General features: G+C 75.8%; 23 protein-coding genes. 6 read left to right on the top strand and 17 right to left on the bottom strand.

Annotated elements, in window-relative coordinates; genetic code table 11:
• Positions 1-3: 3 nt before the first annotated feature.
• The 5 genes from SM793_RS04735 to SM793_RS04715 are packed head-to-tail and all read right to left on the bottom strand — an operon-like array spanning position 4 to position 8,422.
• Positions 4-3,384 carry a protein kinase domain-containing protein gene (locus SM793_RS04735; RefSeq protein ID WP_320436723.1) on the bottom strand — a complete coding sequence of 1,127 codons (3,381 nt, stop codon included), beginning with the start codon at positions 3,382-3,384 and terminating at the stop codon, positions 4-6.
• A gap of 29 nt (positions 3,385-3,413) precedes the next feature.
• Positions 3,414-4,085 (bottom strand): FHA domain-containing protein, encoded by a 672-nt coding sequence (locus SM793_RS04730; protein ID WP_320436722.1) that lies wholly within the window; start codon positions 4,083-4,085, stop codon positions 3,414-3,416.
• Positions 4,073-4,873, bottom strand: coding sequence for a 4Fe-4S cluster-binding domain-containing protein (locus SM793_RS04725; RefSeq protein WP_320436721.1), 801 nt, complete (start codon positions 4,871-4,873; stop codon positions 4,073-4,075). Before SM793_RS04725 ends, SM793_RS04730 begins: the two co-directional genes overlap by 13 nt.
• Entirely contained in the window at positions 4,861-6,954 is a 2,094-nt protein-coding gene (locus SM793_RS04720) for an AAA family ATPase (RefSeq protein ID WP_320436720.1), read from the bottom strand. Before SM793_RS04720 ends, SM793_RS04725 begins: the two co-directional genes overlap by 13 nt.
• Positions 6,944-8,422 (bottom strand): hypothetical protein, encoded by a 1,479-nt coding sequence (locus SM793_RS04715; RefSeq protein ID WP_320436719.1) that lies wholly within the window; start codon positions 8,420-8,422, stop codon positions 6,944-6,946. The genes SM793_RS04720 and SM793_RS04715 overlap by 11 nt, the downstream gene beginning before the upstream one ends.
• A gap of 295 nt (positions 8,423-8,717) precedes the next feature.
• On the opposite strand from SM793_RS04715, the gene SM793_RS04710 reads away from it, so the two are divergent.
• The 3 genes from SM793_RS04710 (at position 8,718) to SM793_RS04700 (ending at position 11,076) form a co-directional block, all read left to right on the top strand.
• Positions 8,718-9,407, top strand: coding sequence for a DUF3168 domain-containing protein (locus SM793_RS04710; protein ID WP_320436718.1), 690 nt, complete (start codon positions 8,718-8,720; stop codon positions 9,405-9,407).
• A 4-nt stretch (positions 9,408-9,411) separates the two neighbouring features.
• On the top strand, positions 9,412-10,077 hold the full coding sequence (locus tag SM793_RS04705) for an RES family NAD+ phosphorylase (protein ID WP_320436717.1): 666 nt from the start codon (positions 9,412-9,414) through the stop codon (positions 10,075-10,077).
• Between the two features lie 186 nt (positions 10,078-10,263).
• On the top strand, positions 10,264-11,076 hold the full coding sequence (locus SM793_RS04700) for an alpha/beta hydrolase (protein WP_320436716.1): 813 nt from the start codon (positions 10,264-10,266) through the stop codon (positions 11,074-11,076).
• An 88-nt stretch (positions 11,077-11,164) separates the two neighbouring features.
• Here SM793_RS04700 and SM793_RS04695 read toward each other — a convergent pair whose 3' ends face one another.
• The 3 genes from SM793_RS04695 to SM793_RS04685 all read right to left on the bottom strand — a co-directional run bounded on the left by SM793_RS04695 (position 11,165) and on the right by SM793_RS04685 (position 13,530).
• Positions 11,165-12,364 (bottom strand): PQQ-binding-like beta-propeller repeat protein, encoded by a 1,200-nt coding sequence (locus tag SM793_RS04695; protein WP_320436715.1) that lies wholly within the window; start codon positions 12,362-12,364, stop codon positions 11,165-11,167.
• Positions 12,365-12,443: 79 nt separating this feature from the next.
• Positions 12,444-13,244 (bottom strand): siderophore-interacting protein, encoded by an 801-nt coding sequence (locus SM793_RS04690; RefSeq protein ID WP_320436714.1) that lies wholly within the window; start codon positions 13,242-13,244, stop codon positions 12,444-12,446.
• Positions 13,245-13,329: 85 nt separating this feature from the next.
• Positions 13,330-13,530: a hypothetical protein gene (locus SM793_RS04685; protein WP_320436713.1), complete on the bottom strand. Its 201-nt coding sequence runs from the start codon at positions 13,528-13,530 to the stop codon at positions 13,330-13,332.
• A 111-nt stretch (positions 13,531-13,641) separates the two neighbouring features.
• Between SM793_RS04685 and SM793_RS04680 the strand changes: the two genes are divergently transcribed.
• On the top strand, positions 13,642-14,373 hold the full coding sequence (locus tag SM793_RS04680) for a TioE family transcriptional regulator (protein WP_320436712.1): 732 nt from the start codon (positions 13,642-13,644) through the stop codon (positions 14,371-14,373).
• A gap of 197 nt (positions 14,374-14,570) precedes the next feature.
• On the opposite strand, the gene SM793_RS04675 is transcribed toward SM793_RS04680, so the two are convergent.
• From SM793_RS04675 to SM793_RS04665, 3 genes are all read right to left on the bottom strand, one after another.
• Positions 14,571-15,113, bottom strand: a complete 543-nt coding sequence (locus SM793_RS04675; protein WP_320436711.1) for an MOSC domain-containing protein — start codon at positions 15,111-15,113, stop codon at positions 14,571-14,573.
• Entirely contained in the window at positions 15,110-16,090 is a 981-nt protein-coding gene (locus tag SM793_RS04670; RefSeq protein ID WP_320436710.1) for a MerR family transcriptional regulator, read from the bottom strand. The genes SM793_RS04675 and SM793_RS04670 overlap by 4 nt, the downstream gene beginning before the upstream one ends.
• Before the next feature lie 112 nt (positions 16,091-16,202).
• Entirely contained in the window at positions 16,203-16,727 is a 525-nt protein-coding gene (locus tag SM793_RS04665; protein WP_320436709.1) for a MarR family winged helix-turn-helix transcriptional regulator, read from the bottom strand.
• Between the two features lie 153 nt (positions 16,728-16,880).
• On the opposite strand from SM793_RS04665, the gene SM793_RS04660 reads away from it, so the two are divergent.
• Positions 16,881-17,759 carry an NAD-dependent epimerase/dehydratase family protein gene (locus SM793_RS04660; RefSeq protein WP_320436708.1) on the top strand — a complete coding sequence of 293 codons (879 nt, stop codon included), beginning with the start codon at positions 16,881-16,883 and terminating at the stop codon, positions 17,757-17,759.
• 126 nt (positions 17,760-17,885) lie between these two features.
• Here SM793_RS04660 and SM793_RS04655 read toward each other — a convergent pair whose 3' ends face one another.
• From SM793_RS04655 to SM793_RS04630, 6 genes are all read right to left on the bottom strand, one after another.
• Complete coding sequence (locus SM793_RS04655) at positions 17,886-18,425, bottom strand: GNAT family N-acetyltransferase (protein ID WP_320436707.1); 540 nt, start codon at positions 18,423-18,425, stop codon at positions 17,886-17,888.
• Positions 18,426-18,529: 104 nt separating this feature from the next.
• The gene (locus SM793_RS04650) at positions 18,530-19,102 is read right to left on the bottom strand and encodes a hypothetical protein (protein ID WP_320436706.1); all 573 of its coding nucleotides are present in this window, start codon (positions 19,100-19,102) and stop codon (positions 18,530-18,532) included.
• A complete protein-coding gene (locus SM793_RS04645; protein WP_320436705.1) occupies positions 19,099-20,511 on the bottom strand; it encodes a hypothetical protein in 1,413 nt (470 codons plus the stop codon). The genes SM793_RS04650 and SM793_RS04645 overlap by 4 nt, the downstream gene beginning before the upstream one ends.
• A 14-nt stretch (positions 20,512-20,525) precedes the next feature.
• Positions 20,526-21,335, bottom strand: coding sequence for an ATP-binding cassette domain-containing protein (locus SM793_RS04640; RefSeq protein WP_320436704.1), 810 nt, complete (start codon positions 21,333-21,335; stop codon positions 20,526-20,528).
• Between the two features lie 56 nt (positions 21,336-21,391).
• Entirely contained in the window at positions 21,392-22,225 is an 834-nt protein-coding gene (locus SM793_RS04635) for a zf-HC2 domain-containing protein (RefSeq protein WP_320436703.1), read from the bottom strand.
• On the bottom strand, positions 22,222-22,788 hold the full coding sequence (locus SM793_RS04630; RefSeq protein ID WP_320436702.1) for an RNA polymerase sigma factor: 567 nt from the start codon (positions 22,786-22,788) through the stop codon (positions 22,222-22,224). The genes SM793_RS04635 and SM793_RS04630 overlap by 4 nt, the downstream gene beginning before the upstream one ends.
• Positions 22,789-22,965: 177 nt before the next feature.
• Here SM793_RS04630 and SM793_RS04625 point away from each other — a divergent pair, with 177 nt between their 5' ends.
• Positions 22,966-23,325, top strand: coding sequence for a VOC family protein (locus tag SM793_RS04625; RefSeq protein ID WP_320436701.1), 360 nt, complete (start codon positions 22,966-22,968; stop codon positions 23,323-23,325).
• Positions 23,326-23,677 lie beyond the last annotated feature (352 nt).

Raw genomic sequence — 23,677 nt, 5'->3', positions numbered from 1 at the left:
TTCCTACTCGCCGATCCGGCGGGAGGTCCAGACGGCCAGGTAGCACGCGAGCGGGAGCACCACCAGGAGCGCCGCCCAGAAGGCGGCGTGGCCCCAGAGCTCGGCGAGCGCGCGGAACCACGGGCCCAGGACGGGGATGCGCAGCGCCTCCAGCGGGCCCAGCGGCGGGGGCCAGGCGCCGAGGACCGCCGTGCCGACCGCGGCGGCGGCCAGCAGGCGGCGGGCCGCGCGCGGGACGGCGGCCGACGCGACGAGGGTGAGGAAGGCCAGCAGGAGGAGGTAGTCGGCCTGGTAGGCGGCGCCCGCCTGGCCGGTGCCCCAGGACTCCGGGGTCGGGTGGTGGTCGCGGTGGACCACCGCCAGCCGGACTTCGACCGCCGCCCAGAGGACCAGCGCCAGCACCAGCGTCCCGCCGAGCCAGAACAGCAGCCGGTCCCGGGGGCCGGCACGGCCGGGACGCCGGCCCCCGGCCGCGCCGGTGCCGGTGGCCCGGGCGCGGCGGCGGGTCGCGAGGTTGCGGCGGTCGCCGGCCGCCCGCTGCGCGGCCTCGTGCGCCGGGGTGAGCAGCCAGCGCACCGAGCGGCCGTTGAGGACCAGCGCCAGGACGACGGCCGCCGCCGCGTCCACGCCCGCCCAACTCGCCGTCCCGCCCTCGAACATGACCACCCGGTCGATCACCGGCTGCGGCGGCTTGAGCACGGTCATCGGGGGCCCGAGGTGCAGATAGCCGATGGTGAAGGAGGCGGCGACGGCGAGGAACAGGATCCGGCGCCCGATCCGGACCGGGAACGCGGCCACCGCGGCCGCGGCGACCAGGGCGGCGCCGAGCTGACCGGCCGTCGCCCGCGCGGCGACCTCGCCCGCCGTCCGCAGCGGGCCGCCGAACGCGCCGCCGGGCGCCACGGCGGCGCCCGCCCCGGCGTCGACGGAGATCCGCCAGACCGCGCCCGCCCAGAGCGTGATGGCGAGGCAGAGGAACAGCAGCATGCCGGCGACCGCGCGCCGGGGCAGTGCCCTCCGCGCCCCGCTCCACCAGGCGCGCAGATCCGCCTTCCACGCCCCCCGGTTCCGGCCGCGCCGTGCGCCGCCGGAACGCACGCTCCGCACCTGGAGCACGGCCGCGGCGGCGAGCACGCCCCGCCCGTCGGCCGTCGCCGGGTCGGCGGTGAGCGCCCGGCGCCGCAGCTCCGACCAGTTTCGACGGAACCGCTCCCGGCCGCCGCCGCGCACCCGCGCCGCCACCGCGCCCGCGCCGTCGGCGACGGCGGTCACGGTCGAGTGGACCGGCGCGGGCAGGGCGCCCAGCGGGCCGGGCAGGGCGGAGAGGCGGCGGACCAGGACGCGCCGCTGCCCGTCCGGCTGGAGGGTGAGCAGCAGGATCCAGCCGCGGGCGGACTTGCGTTCGGCGGCGGTGAGGCGGCCGTCGCCGTTGGCGTTGTTGCCGTTGTTGCCGTTGTTGGCGTTGTTGCCGTTGTTGGCGTTGCCGAGGGTGCGGGCTTCGCGCTCGACCCGGTCCAGCACCGCGGCGAGCCCGGTGAGCCCGAGCAGCCGGGCGCAGGCCCGCTCCGGGCAGGCCGGGTGGCCGCAGTGGAAGCGGGCGGCGAGTGCGAGCAGCCCGGCCGTGACCAGCTCGTCGACCACGGTCGGCGCGTCCGGCCGCTTCGCCAGCTCCACCAGCCCGGCCACGTCCACCCGGCGGTCCCGCGCGTACGGGACCGACTCGGGAGTGAACGCGGCGCCGAGGGCCAGCACGGCCCGGGAGGCCGCCGCCGACTTCTCGGCGGAGGTGCCGCGTTCGACGTCCTTGAGGTAGTGCAGGTCGAGGACGGTGTCCTTGACCTCGTCCCGGAGCCAGTCGCGCAGCCGCCGGGCGCCACCGCTCACCAGCCAGGCCGCCGCGTCCGCGGAGCACTTGAGCAGCGCCCCGGCGAGCGCCGCCGGTTCGTGGAAGTCCTCGCCCCGGAACGCGATCGGACGGTGCTTGGGCCCGGGCGGCGGGGTCGGGCCGGCAGTCGGCGGGACGACCCGGCTGCGGACCACCTCCGGGCTCTCGCCGTTCAGCCAGGCCCGGACCTGCGGGGCCGTCCACCGGTCGGCCGGGTCCTTGGTGAAGAGGCCCTGGAGCAGCAGCCGGTGGCGCTCCTCGGCGACGGCGGTGAGGTCCACCTCGTCGTCCATCACCAGCCGGTACTGCAGGGCCTCGTCGCTGACCAGGCCCCCGTCCGCCCGGCGGTAGCGGCTCGCGCCGGTGAACACCTCGTAGAGGATGGTGCCGAGCGCCCACCACGGCCCGGCCGGGTCGTTGCTGCCGGCGAGTTGTTCCGGCGCCATGTAGGCGACGGTGACCTGCATCTCCGTGGAGAAGCGACGGCTGGCGGTGAGCTTGGCCACACCGCCGAAGTCGGCCACCACGAACTCGGGGGCGGAGCCGCCGTTCCGGCCGCCCGGGCGGACCAGGATGTTGGCGGGCTTGAAGTCGACCGGGTTGCGCTTGATCCTCACCTGCCAGAACTCCAGCAGGTCGACGAGTTCGCGGATGATCCGCTCGGTCTCGCCGCGGCGGCCGAGGCGGCCCTGCCCCCGAAGCGTGGCGACGTGGTCGGTGAGGGTGGTGGGGAGGTACTCCATCGCCAGCCAGTCGCGGAGCGCGCCCGCGTGCTCGACCTGACCGTGGCCGAGGATCTCGGGGACGTGGCGGCGGAAGAGCGGGTCGCCGGCGAGGTGGGCGAGGAGTTCGGTGTCCGCCCGCACACCCGGGTTGCCGACCTTCACGGCCGCGTCGCCGCCGGTGCCGCCGGTGCCGCCGGTGCCCCTGCTGCCCCTGCTGCCTCTGTTGCCTCCGTTGCCTCTGTTGTCGCGGCCGTCGGCACCGGCGTCGGCGTCGGCACCGGCGTCGGCGCGGCGGACGTGCCAGACGGTGCCCTCGCTGCCGACGCCGGCCTCGCCGACGGGGCGGTAGCGGTCGGTGAGGGCGGTGGGGAAGTCGGCGGTGGGGTCGGTGGCTGGGGCGGTGGCGGCGGGCGGGGTGGCGGCGGGCGGGGTGGCGGTGCTCGACGGTTCGGCGGGGGTCCTGGGCGGAACCGGGCCGCCCGGGCGCTGGACGCGGGTGCGCGGGCCGGGGACGGTGTCGCCGCGGGTGGAACCGGCGGGGTCCTGGACGCGGGTGCGAGGGCTCTCGGCGGGGGTATCGGTGCCACCGCCGGGCGGCGGCGTGCCGGAGCCGCGTTGGAGCCGGGTGCGCGGGCTCTCGGCGGAGGTGCCGCCGGGCGCGTCAGGCGTCGGGCGGCGCCCCTGCCCCTGTCCCCGCTCCTGCCCCTTCCCAGCGGCCCGGCCGGGCCGCTGGACGCGGGTGGGCGGGCCGGGCTCCGGCGGTGTGTCGGCCATCGCGCCGTTCTCCTCCTCACGGCCCCGGCTCACCGGGGCGCGCCGAACTCGTCGATCTCGACCACCTGGACGTCCAGGTCCAGCGCGAACCTCAACCGGCACCCCGGTCCGATCCGGGTCGGCTCCTCGATCCGTCGGCCGTCCACGAAGGTGCCGTTGGTCGACCGCAGATCCTCGACGTACAGCGCGCCGTCGATCCAGCGCAGCCGGGCGTGGTGCCGGGAGAGCTGGTCGAGGCCGGGCAGGCCGGGGATCGCCGCGCAGTCGGGCTCGTCGCGGCCGATCGCCAGTCCGCCGCCCCCGCGCCGGTGTTCGGCGCGGACGGGCAGCAGCACCCCGGCGACGACCAGGGCCAGCCGGGCCACCGGCGGGCGGCCGGGTCGCGGCTGTGGCCGCTGCTGGTGCTGCTGCGGTCGTGGGCCGGACGGCCGCTGCGGCTCGGGCGGTTGCGTCGGTCGGGGCGGGCGCGCCGGGCGGGTCGCGGCCTCCGGGTCGGTGGCCGCCGCCGTCCCGGGCGCGGGCGGGGTGTCGGCCGGGGTCCCGGTCGGAGTCCCGGCCGGGGTCCCGGCGGGCGGGAGGTCCTCGGCCGGGTCGTGGCGCTCCAGCTGCTGGAACATGTGCACCTGGCAGTACCCCCGGGTGGCGGAGGGCGGGCACTCCCCCGGCGCTCCCACCGGGCAGCGGTAGATCACGGTCGCCACGAAGTCTCCCGGAGGGTCACGCCGCGTCGGACCAGGTCGCGTTCGATCCGGCCCAGGTCTCCGGGGCGCGGCACCCCGATCACCCGGACCTCGCCCTCGCTCACCCGTACCTGGAGCTCGGGCCGCTCCGGCCGGTGCTCCAGGTAGGGCGCGTAGCGCTCCCGGCCGAGCGCCGTACGGGTGGTCAGCCGCTGGTTGGCCGAGCCGCGCCAGGCGAGCCGGGTGGGCTGCCCGGCCCGGTAGCGGCCGGTGATCACCGCGTCCGCGCCGTCCAGCGCGGCGGCGGTGGCCGGGTCGGCGGCCAGTTCCTCCGGTTCCCAGCCGGTGTACACCAGCAGGTCGGCCTGGTGCCCCGCGCGGCGGCGCTCGGCGTCGGCGGCGGCGAGCAGCGCGGCGAGGGCGGCCGGCTGCTCCAGCGGTTCGCCGCCGCTGACGGTGAGGCCGTCCAGGCCGTCGGCGAGTGCCGCCCGCCACAGTGCGGCGAACCGCTCGACGGTCAGCTCCCGTCCTCCGGTGGCCGGCCAGGTGTGCCGGGACATGCAGCCCGGGCAGGCCAGGGTGCAGCCCTGGAACCAGACGCCGAGCCGTCGGCCGGGCCCGAGCGAGGTCACCGGCCGGTAGACCTGGCCGACGCGGGCCACGACGGTCGGGGCGGCGGCGTCAGCAGTATCAGCGGCATCAGCGGTGCCAGCGGTGTCAGCGGTGTCAGCGACGGCGGTCCCGGCAGCGGCATCGCACGCGGCAGCCGCAGCGGCCGGGCTGCCGCCGTCCGCACTCAGCCCTGCCACCGCTCGACCTCCAGCCGGTAGCCCTCGCCGTCCCCGTCGCCCTCGATCGCGACCACCTGGAGCCGCTCGCCCCGGCGGGGCGGGGTCCGGAAGACCTCCCTGGCGAGCGGGTTGACCAGCGCCGACTCGACGGCGGTCAGCACTCCTCGGCCGCCGTGGTCCAGCCGCCGGGTCGCCTCGACCCGCAGCACCTCCCACGCATCGTCGGCGAGGGTGAGTTCGGCGCCGTGGGCGTCCCGCACGCGGCCCGCGACGGAGGCAATGGCCTTGTCGAGGATCTGCGGCACCCACTTCTCCTGCATGAAGTCCATCGGGATGAAGTTGTCACCGAAGCGGTTGCGCAGCTCGGGGCGTTTGATGCTGTCGTTGAAGAAGGCGTCGAAGGCCTCCCGCAGGCTCTGCCGGACCAGCGTCGGATCGTCGTGGCGGCTCAGTTGGCGCCGGTTGGCGCGGGGGGCGACCTCCGTGGCGCCGGTGCTGCCGTCCGTGTCCCCGGCGCCCGCCTCGCCCGTCGGCGGCTCGCCCAGCACGGAGGCCGTGATGCCGAGGTTCGAGGTGAAGATCAGAACGCACTCGGTGAAGTAGACGGTGGCGCCCCGGCCGTCGGTGAGCCGGCCGTCCTCCAGGATCTGCAGGAAGAGGTCGAACAACCTGGGGTTCGCCTTGTCGATCTCGTCGAAGAGCAGCACGCTCATCGGGTTGGCCCGGACGGCGTTGGTGAGTTCACCGCCGGCGTCGTGGCCGACGAATCCGGGCGGGGCGCCGATCAGCCGGTCCCGGGCGTGCTCCTCGGCGAACTCGCTCATGTCGAAGCGGATCGGCCTGGCGTCCTTGCCGAGGATCATCTCGGCGACGCCCTTGGCGAGTTCGGTCTTGCCGACGCCGGTCGGGCCGGAGAGGAACAGGGTGCCGCGCGGCCGGGTGGGCGAGCTGGACGCCTGCGCGCCGTTCAGCCCGGCCGCCGAGCGCATGAAGATCTCCAGGGTGCGGCGCACCGCGTACGGCTGGCCGATCACCTTGCCGTTGAGGAACTCCTCACCCGTGGCGATGCGTTCGCGCAGTTCGGCGGTCGCCCACGGGTTGTCGAGCACACCGATCCGGTAGAGGCGGGCCGCTTCGTCCAGCCGCTGCACCGGCAGGTTCCGGTCCAGGGCCATCCGGCCGATCGCCATCACCTCCGAACTTCCCATGCCGTGCGAGGAGTCGGCGAGCGCCTTGGCCGCCGCCGCGGTCTCGGCGTCGGTGAGGGCCGGTCCGCCGGTCGCCGCCTGGTAGCGGGCGAGCCCGCCGACCACGTGCCGGGCGGCGGCGAGCCGCTGGTCGTGCGGCGGCTGCGGGACGCTGATCACCCGCACCGCACGGCTGCCGACCGCGAACTCCCGGGGCAGCTCCTCCTGCCGTTCCACCACCCAGAACACCGTGTTGTACGGCGTGACGGCGCTCGCGCCCTGCACCGGCCGGGCGGTGTGGCCCAGTTCCTCGGCGGCCGCGAACAGCCGGGCGGCCTCCCCGGCGACGGGCGCCTGCGGCGAGCCGAGCCGGCCGGAGTAGGGGACGACGAGTCCGACCGGCGGGCCGGGGTGGTGGACGACGCCCACCATCGCGTCGCGCACCCGGTCCAGCATCTCCGGCTCGTCCTCGTCCTCCGCGCCGTCCGCGCCCTGGCCGTCCCGGCCGCGCCGCCACTTCTCGTCTCGCTCGGCGAACTCCCTCAGCACTGCCGGTACTTGGTCTATGGTCGCACTCAGTCGCAGCAGCGTGATCCGCTCGTGCACCTGGTCGAGGAAGGCGAGCGCGCCGTAACCCCGGGCGGTGCAGAGCGACTCGATCACCCCGCCGAGGCTGTACGGCGCGAGGGTGGCGCTGCTGCCGGCCGCGTGGTCGTCGGGCAGCAGGTACTGGTCGCGGACGTTCCCGGTCAGCAGCACCTGCGGGTGGACGGTGAGCGCCATGTCCAGCTCGCGGATCCAACTGGGCGTCGCCGGGCGGGCATCGGCGCCGCCCTGGGCGGTGTCGGAGCCGGACGGCGGCGCGTCCTTGCGCAGGCCGGCCGGCCCGTCCCCCTGCTGCTCAGCGCTCACGGCCGCGCTCCTGCGGCTTGCGGACGGCGGCCGCCCCGGCGTCGCCGGAGCGCTTCGACCGGCGGCGGCGCGGGGTCGCGGCGGACGGCGGCTGCGGCCAGGACCCGCCGGGGACGAGGCCCGCGGCCATCGCACCCGGCGCCATCGCGGACGTCCGCTCCAGCCGCACGCCCCGCTGCCGGACGGCCTCCTCGATCCCGGGCAACTGCTCGTCGCAGAACCACTGCTGGACGCTCTCGTCCTGCTCCTCGTCCTGCCAGGCGTCACCGGTCCCGGAGTCCTCCCGGCGGACCACCGCCGTGGAGAGGGTGGCCCGGTCCGGGGCCAGCACCAGACGCAGCCCGTACCCGGCGGCCGGCGGCTCACCGCCCCCCTCGGCCTCTCCTTCCCCGACCCGACCGTCCCCGACCCGACCGTCCTCGGCCCGACCGTCTTCGGCCCTACCGCTCTCGACCCGACCGCCCCCGGCCGCTCCGGCCCGGTCCGGATCCGGGTCGCCGAACGGCACCACCACCTCGCCCTCGGCGGCGAGCAGGTCCTCGAAGTCCTCGCCGACCAGGTAGCCCCGCTCGCACAGCACCTCGGCGAGCACCGCCGCCACCGGCACCCGGTTGCGGCGGGCGTCGGCCCGCGCGACGGCCGCCTCCACGGCGGGCCGCAGGAAGGCCGGATCCTCGGCGGCGGCGAGGTCGGCGAGCAGTCGGTCCCGCTCGGCCGGCTCCGCCTCCAGCACCAACTCGGCCAGGGAGGCCAGTAGTTCGGCCCGCTCCTCGTCGCGGGCGCGGCGCCCGACCGAGTGCTGGACCAGGGCGGCGAGGTCGGTGAGCGTGGCCCGCACCTCGGGGACTGTGGCGGCCGCCCTGAGCGCGCGGACCAGTCCCGCCACCCGTTCCAGGTCGGCCGGGTCGCAGCGGGGTACGTCGCGGTCCAGGACCGCCTGCGCCTCGGCGAGCGCGCCGGCCCGGACCCGCTCGACGCGGTCGGCCTGCTCGGCCCGGGCAAGCTCGGCGGCGGCCTCGGCCGCCGCCCTCGCCTCTCCGGCGCCACGACGCGTCTCGGCACGGGTCGGGCGCGGGCGCTCCGGTTCGGCCACCGCCTCCGGCAGCACCGCCGACCACACGTCCCGCACCGCCTCGGCCAGCTCCTGGGCGGCCCGCGCGTTCGCCGCCCGGGCCCGCTCGACCGCCCGCGTCAGCTCGGCCTCCTCCGCCCCGGCCCCGACGGTCACCGTCTCCACCGTGACCCGGGCCGTGCGGTACGCGCGCCGCAGCTGCCCGGCCTCGCCGCGCAGCCCCTGGGCCTGCTCGTTCAGCTCGCCCAACCGGGCCCGCAGCTCCGCCCGCCGCGCCTCGGCCCGGCGCAGGTTCTCGGCCCGCTGCGCCTCGGCGGCGAGGCGGGCGCGCAACTGCCGGCGGCGCTCGGCCTCCTGGTCGACATAGGACCACCCGTATCCCGCGGAACTGCTCACCGGCCGCCTTCCGAGCGCGATTCATGACCTGCGGCGCGCACGACCGGGAGTTGGGCACCGGTCCGGTTCTCACCCGCGCGCGCCGCCGGGACCGGTGCGGGTCGTGTACGAGACATCTCGACCGCGCGCGAACCGGCACCGCCCCCGAAGTGCTGCTGAGGCTCCATCATGCCGCAGATCGGGCAGGTGCGTTCTGCCTTTGCCAATCCGGGATCATCGCCCGCGACCGCCGCTTTCGCGTTACATTGGCACGCGGCCGGCGGACACGGGACACCAGGGCGGAGGGCGATCGGCGATGGCGATGACCGATGTCCGCGACGTCCTGCACGAGCACTGGGCCGAGGTCCAGGAGCATCTGGACGAACCCACCAGGGCGGCCGTCGTGGCCCTGCTCGACGCACCGTCCGCCGACCCGGAGCGGACCGCCCGCAGGATCGTCCGGCTGGTGCTGGCAGCCCTGCCGGACGGGCACCCGGTGCGCGCCGCGCTCGAGGACTCGGTGCGCTACTCACGGGCCGTCCGGGTCGAATCGGCGAACCGTGACGCCGTCCTCCAGGTGCTCGACCTGGTCCTCGGACGATCCACGGACGGCGGCGGGCCCGAGACGCCTGCCGAGGCCGACCCCCAGCCGGTCCCCGTCCCGCCCGACGACGCCGACGACTGGCTGCTCGCCGCGGACTCCGTCAGCGCCGCCGACTACCGGGCCGGCGGGCACGACCCCGCCGATCCCGACCTGATCCGGCTGACCGACCGCCAGGGTGCCGTCCGCCTGCCGTCGTTCCAGTTCGACGGCGCCTCCGGCCGGCCACTGCCCGTCGTGGTCGCCGTCAACCGCCTGCTCGACGCCGACGACGACCCGTGGGGCGTGGCCGACTGGTGGCTCGGCGCCAACGCCTGGCTGGACGCCGTCCCCGCCCGCCTGCTGGGCACGCCCGGCGAGCACGGCCTGCTCGCCGCCGCCCGCGCCGAGATCGCGGAGTGGTGACCGCATGCCCGACGTGAAGGTCCCCGCCCCGACCGCGCGCGCCACCCCGCACCTCGACGTGCTGCCCGCCGGCACCGTGCTCCACCGCGTGCACTCGGCCGCCTACCCGGCCACCTCGTTCAACCCGAACCCGTCCGACACCCACTACGAGGGCGGCCGGTTCTGCTCCTACCAGGGCGACGGCAGCCATCTGCCGTACCTGTACGCCGGGTTCTCGGAGCGCACGGCCGTGATGGAGACGCTGGTCCGGGGCATCCCCTTCGACGAGCGCGGCTGGCGCCGGATCCGGCGCGCCTCGGTGCGGGGTCGGGTGCTGTCGCGGATCGCGACCACCTGCGACCTCCCGCTCGTCGGCCTGATGACGCTCGACCAGCTGGCGGCCGTCCACCAGGACGAGTGGCTGATCCACTCCACCCCGGACGCCTACCCGCACACCCGCCGCTGGGCCGCCTGGATCCGCGGCCAGGCCCCGCAGGCGCTCGGCCTGCGCTGGCCGTCCAAGCGCGACCTGGGCGGCAGTGCCTGCATCCTCTACGAGCACGACGCCGCCACCCCCCTCGTCAAGCCGGTCGACCCCGCCCCCGTCGCCCTGGACACCGCCGAGGGCGCCGCCCTGCTCAACCGCCTGCTCGCGCCGGCCCGCACCCGCGTCGACCCGCCGCGGCGGTAGGGCCCGTAGGCGCACGTAATCGGACCTTTCGGGCCGTCACCTCTCCTTTCGGACGCGGCGTTTATGGGTTCCGCGGCGGCGTGACCGCGGCCGCCCCGGTACTCTGCACGGGTCCAGGTGATCGTTTCAACAGGGGGAGACAGAATGGCCACGCACGTCAGAACACCGGGCACAACGATCGGATCGGTGCGTTCCGCCGACGGGACCACCATCGGCTACCGCAGTACCGGCTCCGGTCCGGGGCTCCTGCTGGTACCCGGGGCGTTCGCGCTCGCCGCCGACTTCGACGGGCTGGCGGCCGAGTTGGCGGACCGCTTCACGGTGCACGTCGTCGAGCGGCGGGGGCGCGGTACGAGCGGCCCGCAGGGCGACGCGTACAGCGTGGCCGCCGAGTGCGCGGACATCGAGGCGGTCCGGGCGGCCACCGGAGCGCGGTTCGTGTTCGGCCACAGCTTCGGCGGCTTCCTGACCCTGGAGGCCGCGCTGGCCGGCTCCGCCTTCGAGCGGATCGCCGTCTACGAGCCCGGCGTGTCCGTCGACGGCTCCATCCCCTTCGACTGGGCCGACCGGTGCCGCCGCGAACTCGACGCCGGGAAGCCGGCCGAGGCGTTCCTGACCTTCGTCCGCGGCGTCAACCCCGGGACCAGCGGCAAGGCGCCGCGCTGGCTGCTGCGGCTGATCCTCCCGCTCGCCCTCAAGAAGCCCGAACGGCTGCAGAAGCACGCCCTGCTGCCCGCCGCGATCCGCGAACACGCCGAGATCGCCGCCCGGGACAACACCTTCCGCGAGTACGGGCGGCTCGACCGGCCCGTGCTGCTCATGGCGGGCAAGGAGGCCCGGAGCACCGGGGCGGGACGTGCGGCCGCCTCCGTGCACGAGGTCGTGCCCGGCTCCCGGCTGCGGCTCTACCCGAAGCTGGACCACTTCGGCCCCGAGGCGAAGCCCGCCGCCGTGGCCCCGGCGGTGGCGGAGTTCTTCCTGAAGCCGTCCGCCCGGTAGCGGTCCCCGGCCGGGAAGAAGCCTGGAGGTTTCGCCCGGCAACCTCCTGACCGCGTTGGCGACTTGACCGTATGTGTGGGTCGTGTCGTCAGGCGGCCGGGAGGGTGCCGAGGGCCTGGATGCCGGTGCGGCCGGCCCGAAAGACGGCGGGGCCGGCGGTGGCCAGGGCGATGTGGGCGTACTCGGTGCCGGCGGCGAGGTGGTCCGGTTCGTCGCGCCAGTGGAGCCGGCCCGTGGCGAGGTCGTGGGCGAAGAGGCGGTCGTCGTTCGTCCCGACGTAGACCGCGCCGCCCGCCGCCGCCGTCGAACTCATGCCCCGACCCAGGCCCCTGGGGACGGTGGCCGTCCAGCGGGTGTCGCCCGTGCCCGCGTCCAGGGCGGTCAGGTCGGTGCCGCTCAGCAGGCACACCGTCCCGTCGGCCACCGCGAGTTCACCCAGGCTGCGGCGCTGCGCCCGCCGCCACAGCGGCCGGCCCGAGGCCGCGTCCAGGGCGTGGACGGTCGAGCCTCCCGTCGCGGGGTCGTTGCACACCGCGTGGAGGGTGCCCGCGTGCACGGTCGGCGCGAAGTCGACCGGGCCGACGGCCTCCTGCGCCCAGCGCCGCACGCCACTCTGTACGTCGAAGGCGAACAGTCCGCCGGTCCGGCCGGGGACGTAAACGGTGTCGCCGACCACGAGCGGCACCGGCGAGACGTTCGCCGGGGTGCTCCAGCGGACCTCGCCGGTGGCCAGGTCGTGACAGCGGAGCGCGTTGCCGTACCCCGTCAGGACGCGGTCGCCGGCCACCACGACGCCCTGCTCCGCCGCCAGGTCCCGCCAGTCGGGGACCGGGACCTCCCAGCGCAGCTGCCCGGACGCCGCGTCGAGGGCCCGGACGCCGGTCGCGGAGTTCACGCAGACCGTCCCGCTCCCGGCGGCGAGCGGCCAGCCGCCCGGGGAGTCGGCGGCGTCGGCCGCGGGCACCGCCCGACTCCAGCGGACGGCGCCGGTGCGCGGATCGTGGGCCCGGACGGCGCCGTCGTACCCCGACACGTAGAGGCTCTCGCGCGGGCCAGCCGGCAGGACCATCCGCCCACCGGCGGCGGCCGTGCTCCAGATCCGCGGACCCCGTACGGGCACCCGGTCCGCCCACCAGCGGACGCCGGCCGGGACCGCGAGGGCGCCGAGGCCGCCCACGGTGCTGAGCAGCAGTCGGCGGCGGTGGATCGCGGGCCGGGGAGCGCCGGCGGGGGGTGCGGGTGCGGTCGGGTTCACGTCGGAGGTCACCCCGGAGAGGACTTCGTGCACCGACCGGACGGTTCCGGCGGGCGCGGCGGACGGCCCCTTCGGGCAATGCGCCCGGCGCCCGACACCGGGTGCCGGGGTGTCAGTCGGTGTCCGTCTCCACCGGTTCGTCGGCGCGCTGGTCCTCGGTGCGGCCCAGGCGCCAGTACCCCATGAAGCAGACGGCGCGCCGGTCGTAGCCGCGCTCCCCGACCAGGTGGCGGCGGAGTTCGCGGACGGCCGCCGCCTCCCCCGCGATCCACGCGTACGGCGTGCCGGAGGGCAGTGCCGCGGCGCGGACGGCGGCGGGGAGGGCGGGGGTGCCCGGCGTGCCCCGGTGCAGCCAGGTGATCGTGGTGCCGGGCCGGTCGGCGGGGAGGTAGTCGTGCTCCGTCGGTCCCTCGACCTCGGCGAACACCCGGACCGGCAGGCCGGCGGGCAGTTCGTCGAGGATCGCGGCGACGGCGGGCAGGGCGGACTCGTCCCCCGCCAGCAGCAGCCAGTCCGCCCCGTCGGGCAGTTGGAACTCGACGCCGCCGGCCTCCTCGACCGCCGGTCCGCAGACGATCACCCGGTCACCGGGCGCCGCCGTCCCCGCCCAGCGGGAGCCGGGGCCGTGGTCGCCGTTGACGGCGATGTCGAGGTCGACCTCGTCGGGGTCGTGGCGCTGCGCGCGGACGGTGTAGGTGCGCAGCACCGGGCGGACGGCCGGGTCCGTGGTGCGCCAGTGCTGGTACCAGCCGAACTCGTCCTCGCCCCGGGGCAGCAGGGGTTCGCGCTGTCCGGGGAGCGGCAGCAGGAGCTTCACGCGCTGGTCGAGCCCGCCGCTGACGAACCCGGCGAGGCTGGGGCCGCCGAGGGTGATGCGGGCCATGTGCGGGGTGATCCTGGCGGTCCGGACCACCTGGAGCGGGAAGAGCAGGAATCGCGCGGGGGCGGTGGTGCTGGTCAGGGCCGTCTCCTCTCACCTGAATTTAGGTAAGGCTAACCTATCTGAGGGTCGGTTCGTCCCCGTCCGTCCGGGCGGACTCGGCGGAGTGGCGCGACGCCGCCGAGGAGCGCGGGGGCATCGGCGGCGCGCAGGAGCGCGCCGAGGGCGCGGCGGGCCGGCCGAAGGCCCCGGCGACGAAGAGGTAGTCCTCGCCGCCGACCAGCGCGGCCACGATGCGGTCGGCGCCGTTCCAGGTCATGTCCGCCCCTCCCCCGCTACTCCCCTGCCCTCACCCCCTCAACCGTATCTTTGATGCACCCGTTGAAACTTTGCTGCTCTCCGCCCGGGGATTCGGCTGTAAAGTTTCAAAGTGCCATCAGAACCGAGGAAGAGACTGCGACCGGTCGACCTGGGACGCGAGCACGGCCTCTCGGCGCAGGCCGTCCGCAACTACGAGCAGGACGGCTTCCTTCCGGCCGCCGAGCGGACGCCCACCGGGTACCGGATCTACACCGAGCTGCACGCGGCGGCGCTGCGGAGCTTCCTCGCCCTCGTCCGCGCCTACGGCCACGGGACCGCCGGGGCGGTGATGAACGCCGTCCACGCGGGCCGGACCGACGACGCCCTGACCGCGCTCGACCACGGCCACGCCCAGTTGCTCCGCGACCGGGAGACCCTCACCTCGGTGCGCGGGGCGGTGGAGCACCTGGCGGCGGCCGCGGAGCCCGCCCCCGACCCCGGCCCGCTCGCCCTGAGCATCGGCGAGGTCGCCCACCGCCTCCGACTCACCCCCGCCACCCTGCGCACCTGGGAGGCCGCCGGCATCCTGCTCCCCGCCCGCGACCGCGTGACCGGCCACCGTGTCTTCCACCCGGGCGACGTCCGCGACGCCGAACTCGCCCACCTGCTGCGCCGCGGCGGCTACCGCCTGCCGCACGTCGCCGCCGTCGTCGGCCAGATCCGCACCGCGGGCGGCACCAGCGCACTCGCCGCCGCGCTGGCCGACTGGCAGGAACGACTCACCGCCCGGGGGTTGGCCATGCTGAGCGCCGCCGCGCACCTGGACACCTACCTGGCCGCGGCGGTCGGCTCCGGCAGGTAGGGGGCGCAGGCCGCGGCGCGGTCCGGCCTCGGCAGCGGCAGCCGCAGCGGCGAACTCACCGACGGAACCTGGGCGGTGGTGGGGGCCGACCTGCCCGCCGCATTCGCGCGCCCGGTGCCGGAGGTCGGCCGGTGAGCCGTCCGAAGATTCCTTCGGAGAGTCGTCCGGCGAGTCCTCCGGCTACCGGCCCGGCCGGTTCAGACGCGCTCGAGCGGGTGGTGCGGGCCGGGCGGCAGTTCGGCCTCGACGGTGTCGCCGGGGTGGATCGTGCCGCCCGTGCGGACCACGCCCATGACTCCGGCCCTGCGGACGACGTTGCCCTCCTCGTCGCGCCCGACGACCTGCTTCAACAGGCCGTCCTGGAACGCGTCGATCTGGAGGCACGGGTTGCGCAGCCCGGTGACCTCCACCACGGCCTCCGCGCCGATCCGCAGCAGCGTGCCGACCGGCAGGCCGAGCAGGTCGATCCCGCGCGTGGTGACGTTCTCGCCCAGTTCGCCGGGCGCCACCGTGAACCCCTGCTCGGCCACCTCGGCGAACAACTCCTCGTGGATGAGGTGTACTTGCCGCAGGTTCGGCTGCGTCGGATCCTGCGCCACCCGCGAACGGTGCTTGACGGTCACCCCCGCGTGCACGTCGCCCGCCACACCGAGGCCGGCGATCAGGGTGATGCTCCCCCGGTTCGGTTTGGTGAAGGTGTACTCACCGCTGCTGCTGACCGCCGTGACCGTTCCACTCATTCGTGCGCATCCTCCCGTGCGGGGCCAAGATCCCCGTCCACCCTAGACCTGCCTGTCGACAGTCCGGAGGTGAGGGCGATGACCGGCTCCCCGGACCGGGACTCGCCCCGCTCGTGAGCGGGCTCGTCGGCGGGCTCGTCGGTGGGCTCATCGAAGGGCCAGGCGATCTCCAGGCGGTTGTCGGGGTGGTCCGGCACCCCTGACCAGCGGCGGTACACCAGCCGGACCGGGCCCGCGAAGGCGAAGCCGTGCTCCGTGATCCAGTCGGCGACGGCGTCGTACCCGCCGAGGATCCGCGGGAACGCGGCGGCCTCGCCCTCAACCTCCGTGCAGGCGAGGGTGTTACCGGGCAGCTCGCGCACGGTCATGCCCTCGGGCAGGTCCGTGGGCTGCGCGCCGTCCGGCCGGAACGGCAGGCAGGCCTCGACGAGCGTCTCGTTCTCGTCGTCGCACACCCCGTGGAAGCGGACGAACGCGGGCCCGGTGAAGGTGAGCGGGCCGCGGCCGGCGACCGCGTACATCTCCTGGTAGGAGGTGCGGAGGAAGTCCTCGAGCCCGGAGTTGTCCAGGGTCGCCGCGCGGACGAGGATCCGTTCGGCGGCGCCCTGGCGGACGGTGACGCGGTGGGTCATTCCTGCTCCTTCGGTCAGTCGGCACAACAGGCTGTGGACCACGGAGCGCTGTACCTCCAGCCGCCGCTCGGCCGCCCGCAGCCGCGCCCGCAGGGCGGCGGCGAGTGCCTCCTCGCCGCCGCCGAGCAGCCGGCCCACCTCCTCGACGGGGATGTCCAGTTGCCGCAGCGCCCTGATCGACTGCGCCGTACGCACCTGGTCACGCCGGAAGTACCGGTAGCCGCTCACCGGGTCGACGAACGCCGGCACCAGCACGCCACTGGCGTCGTAGTGCCGGAGCGCGGTCACCGAGAGGCCGCTGGCCTGCGAGAACTGCCCGATCGGCAGCAGGTTTCTCCTGTCCACGGCTCCGACTGTGCCGTCTCGTGCCACCCGAGAGTCAAGCCCCTCCGAGAACGACGCCCCGGCGTTCAGGACGACCACCTGGCCCTCAAGAGGACGGCCCGGCGTTCGGCGTTCAGAGGGTGCCGTCGGCGTGGTCGCCGAGGGTCAGCAGGACGCGGCGGAGCAGTTCGGTGAGCCGGTCGCGTTCGGCGGTGGTGAGCCCGGCGAGCTGGCGTTCCTCGCCGACGAGGTGGTGTTCGACGAGACGGTTGGTCAGCTCCCGGCCGGCGTCGGTGAGGGAGATCAGCACCCGGCGTCGGTGGGCGGGGTCGACGGCCCGGTCCACCAGGCCCTTCTCCACGAGGTGGTCGATGCGGTTGGTGAGCGCCGCGGAGCTGACCATCGCGGCGGCGCTGAGTTCGCCGGCGGTGAGGACGTTCGGCGGGCCGGAGCGGAGCAGGGTGGCCAGGACGTCGAACTCCCAGGGCTCGACGCCGTGCGCGGTGAGGTTCTCCTTGATGCCGCGTTCCAGCAGCCGGGAGGCGCGGGAGAGGCGACCGATCACGGCCATCGGCGAGGTGTCGAGGTCGGGGCGGACCGCGTTCCACTGGGCGGTGATGCGGTCGACGCCGTCCTGCTGCGGTTGCTGTTCCGTCATGCGCCGGAGCCTAACATTTCGACATGGAAGTGTTTGACATCGCGAATCACGCCTCCCTATAGTTTCGACATCGAAATGTTCGACGTGTTCGACACGGCACGTTCAACACCGGACACGTTCAACACCGGACATGTTCAACCCAGGGGGATTGCCATGAAGGTCCTGCTCACCGGTGCCACCGGCTACATCGGCTCCGCCGTCACCGAGCACCTCACCGCCGCCGGCCACCAGGTCGTCGCACTCACCCGCGGCGCCGAGCCGCGGCCCGGCCACGGCTGGCACGCCCAGCTGGCCGGCGACACCGCCGACCCGGCCTCGCTGGCCGGCGTGGTGACGCCCGACATCGAGGCCGTGATCCACCTCGCTCCGCCGAGCGGCGACGCCGAGGTCGACACCGCCGTGATCGAGGCACTCGCCACCCCGCTGCGCGGCACCGGCCGCCCCTTCGTCTACACCAGCGGCGTCTGGGTGCTCGGCGCCACCGGGACGGCCGAGGAGGTCGGCGAGGAGGCCCCGACCGACCCGATCGACATCGTCGGCTACCGCCCCCGGATCGAGCGTCGGGTGCTCGACGAGGCCGCCGAGGGCGTGCGCGCGGTCGTCGTCCGGCCCGGCATCGTGTACGGCCGGGGCGGCGGCATCCCGGCCATCCTGGTCGACCGGGCCCGCACCCAGGGGGCGCCCGAGTACTACGGCGAGGAGGGCGTGCGCTGGCCGACCGTCCACGTCGACGACCTGGCCGAGCTGTTCCTGGCGGCCGTCGAGCGGGCCGAGGCCGGCACCGTCTGGCACGGTGTGGGCGAGTCGGCCGTCCCGGTGCGGGAGATCGCCCGGGCCGCCGGCCGGGTGGCCGGTGTGGCCGGCGACCCGAAGGCCGTGCCGGTCGCGCAGGCCGCCGAGGTCTTCGGCCCGCTGTTCGCGGACGCGCTCGCCCTCGACCAGAGCGTCAGCGGCGCCGCCGCCCGCACCGCGCTCGACTGGAAGCCGAACCGGCCGGGCGCGGTGGCCGAGCTGGAGTCGGGCTCGTACTGACGGCTCGTACTGACGGCTCCTACCGAGGGCTCCTGCTGCGGGCTCCTACTGACGGCGCCGCGGGGACGCGCCGTCACGGCCCGCCGGTCACCCGACCGGCGGGCCGGCCAGGAAGCGGCGGGCCGATCACGAAGCGGCGGGCCGGGCCAGGCGGAAGACGACATTGGGCCGGAGCGGCCCCTCGGGGGCGTCGAGGTCGTCGAAGTCACCGGCGGGGTCGCGGGTCATGCCGAGTCGGGTCATCACCGCCTGGGAGCGGAGGTTGGTCGCGGTGGTGACGGCCAGGATCTCCGGCAGGCCCAGGGTGTCGAATCCGAAGGCGAGGACGGCACGGGCGGCCTCGGTGGCGTACCCCTGGCCCCAGGCGGAACGGGCGAGCCGCCAGCCGATCTCCACGCCGGTGAACGGCGCGTCGTAGTCGATGTCGTCCAGTCCGGCGAAGCCGACGAACTCCCCCGTCGCCCGGACCTCGACGGCCCACCAGCCGTAGCCGCGCCGGTCGAAGGCGGCCTCGAAACGCGCCACGGACTCGTCGCTCCGCTCCCGGCTGAGCGGCTCGCCCAGGTGCTCGCGGACCTCGGGGTCGGCGTTCATCGCCGCCCAGGGTTCGAGGTCGGACTCCCGCCAGCGGCGGATCAGGAGACGGTCGGTGTGCAGATCGGTCATGCGCCCACCCAAGGTGATCTCCGGATGGAGGGCAACCCCGTTTCGGCCCCGGTCGTCCCGCCCTCGGCCCCCGTCGTCCCGTCCTCGGCCCCGCCGTCCCGCCGTCAGCGCCGCGGCCCGCCGAGGGCGTACACGGCGGTGCCACCGACGGCCGCCACCAGCGCGGCCCAGCCGGCGACGGGTGTGCCGGGCGGCAGCAGCGGCCAGGTCAGCACCTGAACGACGGTGCCAGGACCGGGCGGGAGGACGAAGGCGAGCGCGAGCCCCGCGAACGGCGGCAGCCACGCGCAGGACCGTCCGCACCAGGCCGCGCCGAGCGCGGCCAGCCCCGTCAGCCCGGCGCTGTCGCGGACGACGAGGGCGAGGTCGGTCGACAGGCCGGCGCCCGCCCGCGCCGTCAGCAGCACCGCGGCGGCGAGCACGGCGCCGCCGAGGAGGTGCGCCGCCCGGCGGGGCGGCCAGCGGATCGCGGCCGTGCGGTCCAGCGCGAGGTCCGGCCCGGCGAGGCCGACGGCGAGCGCCGTCGCCCCGGCCGCGAGGACCAGCACCGACAGCCGCGGGTCGTCCGCCCCGCCGACGGACCGGCCGAGGAAGGACACCGCCACGGCGCCGGTCAGCACCGCGGCGAGCGCGGCCGGCACCTGCCGCGAACGCACGTACAGCGTCAGCCACCTCATCGGGTCGGCGCCCCCGTCAGCGCGGCGAGCACGTCGTCCGCGCACCCGGCGGCGGCCTCGTGCAGAGCGGCCATCCGACGCCGCTGCTCCGCCTCCGGCAGGGCGCGGAACCGCTCCCAGACCGGCCCGGCCAGCTCGCTCTGGTCGCTCGCCCGGTGCATGGTCCCGTCGAGCGGGCGCAGGTCGCCGAACACCCAGGCCGCGGCGAGGCTCTGGGCGGCGGCGTCGGCCAGGGTGCCGCTCTCGACCTCGCTGCGCGGGCTGCAGTTCGGGGCGATGCCCTGCCCCACCAGGGCCCTGGTCAGCCGTTCACCGGTGGCGGTGGCGAACACCGGGTCGTCGAAGTCGACCAGCACCGCGTCCGCCGAGCGTTCCGGCGCCTCGCCGATCGCGTGCGACTCCACGGTCTCGCGGACGGTGCCGGGCGCCCGGTCGCCGAGGGCCGCGCGCAGCAGCCGCAGGGCCTCCCGGCCGGGGCCGGCCAACTCGTCGAGCCGGGACTGCCGCAGCGCCGTCACACACACCGGCCCTTCGCACACCGGCGCGGCCGCCGCCCGGTCGACCACATAGGTGTCCTTGGCGGCGGCCGGGAGCACCGCCAGGGCGAGGGCGCCGCCCGCCAGCAACGGGGCGAGGGCGAGCAACCGGGCCCGCGGGGTGGCGGCGGCGAGCAGCGCCAGGCCGGTCGCCGCCACGCCGATCAGCCACACGGCCTGCCCGAGGTGGACCGGCGCGGCGATGGTGAGCAGCGTGTCGCGGACGGGCGCCGAGACCGGTGAGAGCAGGGAGAGCCGGTTGGGCACGGCGGACGCCGGGATCGCGGCGTCCGTGGTCGGCCGGAACAGGCTGGTGAGCAGGAAGGCGCCGACGGCCAGCGCGGGCGGGGTGAGTACGGAGGGCAGCACCCGCGCCACGCCCATGCCCAGCACCGCCCCGGCGGCGAGCCCCAGTGCTCCGACCAGCGAGATCGGCAGCCAGCCCGCGGGGGTGAACCGGGTGCCGCCGATGAGCACCCGCACCCCGCCGACCAGGAGGAGCAGCCCGTAGCCGGTGGCGAGCGCGAGGACGATCGGGCCGGCCTGGGCGAGTGCCCGCTGCCGGGCCGGCCTCGGGGTGCAGGCCAGCAGTTCGGCGGTCCGCGAGCGGTGGTCGCGCAGCCCCTGGAGCGCGCCGAGCCCAAGGGCCAGCGGCCACAGGAAGACCAGCAGGTGACGGGTCCACAGGGCCATCGAGGTCCACTGCGCCGTCCAGCTGGTGGTGCCCGTGGCCCACGGGCCGGAGGCGAGGGACAGGAACGCGAGCGCGGCGGCCAGGACCACCGCGCCCGCCCACGGGGCGACGGACCGGCGCAGTTCGGTGCGCAGGAGGCGGAGGGCCGAGGAGAGGCTCACCGGGCGGGAGAGGCTCACCGGTCGGGGAAGGCTCACCAGGCACCCCGCGTCCGTCGCGCCGGATCGACCAGCAGGGCCGAGTAGCCGCGCTCCAGCGGGCTGTCGCCCTCGTGCTCGGGACCGCCCGCCTCGGCCAGCGCGTCCGGGGTGCCCTGGAAGACCAGCCGGCCCTCGGCGAACAGCAGCACGTCGGTGCAGGCCGCCGCGACGTCCTCCACCAGGTGGGTGGAGACCACCACGCAGGCCTCCGTGCCCAGTTCCTGGAGCAGTTCGCGCAGCCGCAGCCGCTGCGCCGGGTCCAGGCCGACGGTCGGTTCGTCCAGCAGCAGGACCGCCGGATCGTTGACGATGGCCTGGGCGACACCGGCCCGCCGCACCATGCCGCCCGACAGGGCCTTCATCCGCTCGTCGGCACGGTCGGCGAGGCCGACCCGCTCCACGGCGCGCTGGGTCGCGGCCGGGATCTCCGCCGCCGGAACCTCCTTCAACCAGGCCATGTACTCGACGAACTCCCTTACGGTGAACCGCTTGTAGTAGCCGAACTCCTGCGGCAGGTAGCCGATCCGCCGACGCAGCGCGCGGTACTCGCCCGGCCCGCGGACGGTCTCGCCGAGCAGTTTCAGCTCGCCGCCGGCGGGGCGCAGCACGGTGGCCAGGGCCCGGATGAGGGTGGTCTTGCCTGCCCCGTTGGGGCCGAGCAGGCCGTGGACGCCGGTGCCGAGGGACAGGTCGAGCCCGTCGACGGCGAGCCGTTTGCGGCCGGCCCTGACCTGGAGTCCGGTCGCCCGGATCTCCCGGGCGTAGGTGGTGGGGGCCAGTTCGGCCCTGGTGACGGCGCGCATGGGGCGCGTCCTCCTGTCTGTACGGGGAGTTCGGGCTGGTAGTGGCGCGGGGCGGGTCAGCGGCGCTCCCCCGGCGCGGTCCAGACGCCGCGGCGGGCGACCAGGACCGCCACGCCGAGCGCGAGGACCGGACCCCACAGCGGCAGGCCGTCCGCCCGCAGGACGGCGGCGGTCCGGCCGGCGGCCAGGGTCGGCGCGACCACCACCAGGAGCCAGCCGGCCGCCACGGCGACGGCCGCCCTGGTCACGCCGACCAGCGCGCCGAGCGCGAGGGTCGTCGAGGTGAACGCCAGGCAGGGCAGCAGCCACTGCGCCGCCGTCACGCCCGTCGCCCACCCGCCGAGCAGCAGCGCGGGGAGCACCACGGCGAGCACGGCGGCGGTGCGCCGCAGCAGCAGGGGCAGTCCGGCGCGCGGGGTGGCGGCCGTCAGCTCGTACGCCGGGTCGAGGCCGCGCGACCAGGCTGCCGCGACACCGCCGACCGGCAGGACGGGGGCGAGCACCAGCAGCAGGGAGATCCGGTCCGGGTCGGGCCCGTCGTTCGCCCGGTCCAGCAGCAGCGCGAGCGCGGTGACGACCAGCACCATGGCCAGCCACGGCGTCATCGCGGGCGTCGTCCAGGTGGACAGCCGGGCCGCGAGGCGGCGCGGGGGCGCCGGGGCGGCCACGGCCAGCTGCGGTTCCAGCTCCGACCAGACGGCGGCGGTGAGCGCCGCCACGGCGGGCACCCCGGTGCCGACGGCGGCCGACAGCCGGTCCCGGCAGGCCGGGCAGTTCTCCAGATGGGCCTCCACGGCCCACAGCTCGTCGGCGGCGAGGGCGGGGGCGCCGGGCGGGCGGTCGTCGACATAGTCGGCGAGCAGCCGGGCCGAGGGGTGTTCGACGGTCATGCCAGTGCCTCCCGCATCGCGATCCGGGCCCGGCGGGCACGGGTCTTGACCGTGCCCTCGGGCAGTCCGAGGACGACGGCCGTCTCCCGGACGGACAGCCCGTCGAGCACCATGGCCCGCAGGACGTCCCTGAGTTCGGGCGCGAGGCGGCCCAGCGCGTCCCCGACGTCGCCGCCGACGGTGGCGAGCAGCGCCTCCTCCTCGGCGGCGGGCGCCACCGGGTGCGGGGCGGCGGCCGGCGGCGGCTCCGCGTGGTGGGCCCGGCGCCGGAACGCGTCGACCAGGCGGCGGGCCGCGATCGTCCACAGCCAGCCGACGGCCGACCCCCCGGCCCCGCTCCCGGCGAAGGACCCTGCCGCCCGCCACACCGCCAAATAGGTCTCCTGCATCACCTCGGCGGCCATCTGCTCGTCGGCGCAGCGGCGGCGCAGCCGCACCGCCAGCCATGGCGACGTGCGGCGGTACAACTCCTCGAAGGCGACCCGGTCCCCCCGGGCCACCCGTCGGAGCAGCTGCTCCTCGTCCTGTTCCTGCGGCGGTGCTGCCGCCCTTGCGCGTCTCACACTTGGTAGACGGGCCGCCGGGCCTGCGGGTTTTCACTTGGGCGTGATCCCGGTCACAATGACGGGTCGGGGCGGGGGGGTGGTCCGGGCGGATTCCGACACGCACCGCCTCCGGTCCCACGCGAAGCGCGGGAATCCGGATTCGGAACTCCCGAGGAACCCCTGTCGAGGTGGGACGTGTTCAACAGCGTGCGTACCGTGATGACCTTCGCCGTGGATCCCGAGGCGTCGGCCCGGTGGTGGGGCGGGCTCCTGGACGTCCCCGTGAGGACGGACGTCAGCGACGCCGGGGCGGTCTACGCGTGGGTGGAGGTAGGCGGGGTCGAGGTCGGCTTCCACCCCGTGGATGACGAACGCAATCCTCGGGGCGGCAGCCCGGTCGTGTACTGGGGCGTGGACGACGTCGACCGGGCCCGGGATCGGCTGCTGGCGGCCGGCTGCGAGCACCACCGCGGCCCGCTGACGGTCGAGCCGGGCCGCCGGATCGCCCAGCTGTGCGACCCGTTCGGCACCGTCATCGGCATCGAGGGCCCGTAGCAAAACACGCCGAAGTCCTGGTGCCCCACCGACCGTGGTGGTCGGTGGGGCACCAGGACTTCGGCGCTCACCGGTCCAGGCCGTGCAGGCACTCAAGTCCGGTGGCCACCACACGCTGATCGCGGGCGGCGGGCGTACGCGAGTTCCGACTGCGACTCGGCGAGCCGGCGGTGGCCCAACCAGTCAGGAAGGCACTCAGGGGCTGACCGGCACTTCCAGGACCACGCCACGACCCCTTTCGCGCGGGCCTCGGCCGGACCCCCTACAGGCGCACGGCCAGGCGGGGCCGCGCACCGACACGGGTGCCGTGGGTCCGGAGTGGGAAGTCGACGGAGCCGACTTCCCACTCCCC

Source organism: Kitasatospora purpeofusca, from assembly GCF_034043715.1.
GTDB classification, from domain to species: domain Bacteria; phylum Actinomycetota; class Actinomycetes; order Streptomycetales; family Streptomycetaceae; genus Kitasatospora; species Kitasatospora purpeofusca_A.
The sequence above is the reverse complement of the archived record's forward strand: the minus strand, read 5'-3'. Positions and strand labels throughout refer to the sequence as shown.

Coding starts and splice junctions, on each gene's coding strand:
- SM793_RS04735 (WP_320436723.1), bottom strand. CDS start 3,384: ATGGCCGACACACCGCCGGAGCCCGGCCCGCCCACCCGCGTCCAGCGG.
- SM793_RS04710 (WP_320436718.1), top strand. CDS start 8,718: ATGGCGATGACCGATGTCCGCGACGTCCTGCACGAGCACTGGGCCGAG.
- SM793_RS04705 (WP_320436717.1), top strand. CDS start 9,412: ATGCCCGACGTGAAGGTCCCCGCCCCGACCGCGCGCGCCACCCCGCAC.
- SM793_RS04685 (WP_320436713.1), bottom strand. CDS start 13,530: ATGACCTGGAACGGCGCCGACCGCATCGTGGCCGCGCTGGTCGGCGGC.
- SM793_RS04675 (WP_320436711.1), bottom strand. CDS start 15,113: ATGAGTGGAACGGTCACGGCGGTCAGCAGCAGCGGTGAGTACACCTTC.
- SM793_RS04665 (WP_320436709.1), bottom strand. CDS start 16,727: ATGACGGAACAGCAACCGCAGCAGGACGGCGTCGACCGCATCACCGCC.
- SM793_RS04660 (WP_320436708.1), top strand. CDS start 16,881: ATGAAGGTCCTGCTCACCGGTGCCACCGGCTACATCGGCTCCGCCGTC.
- SM793_RS04655 (WP_320436707.1), bottom strand. CDS start 18,425: ATGACCGATCTGCACACCGACCGTCTCCTGATCCGCCGCTGGCGGGAG.
- SM793_RS04650 (WP_320436706.1), bottom strand. CDS start 19,102: ATGAGGTGGCTGACGCTGTACGTGCGTTCGCGGCAGGTGCCGGCCGCG.
- SM793_RS04640 (WP_320436704.1), bottom strand. CDS start 21,335: ATGCGCGCCGTCACCAGGGCCGAACTGGCCCCCACCACCTACGCCCGG.
- SM793_RS04635 (WP_320436703.1), bottom strand. CDS start 22,225: ATGACCGTCGAACACCCCTCGGCCCGGCTGCTCGCCGACTATGTCGAC.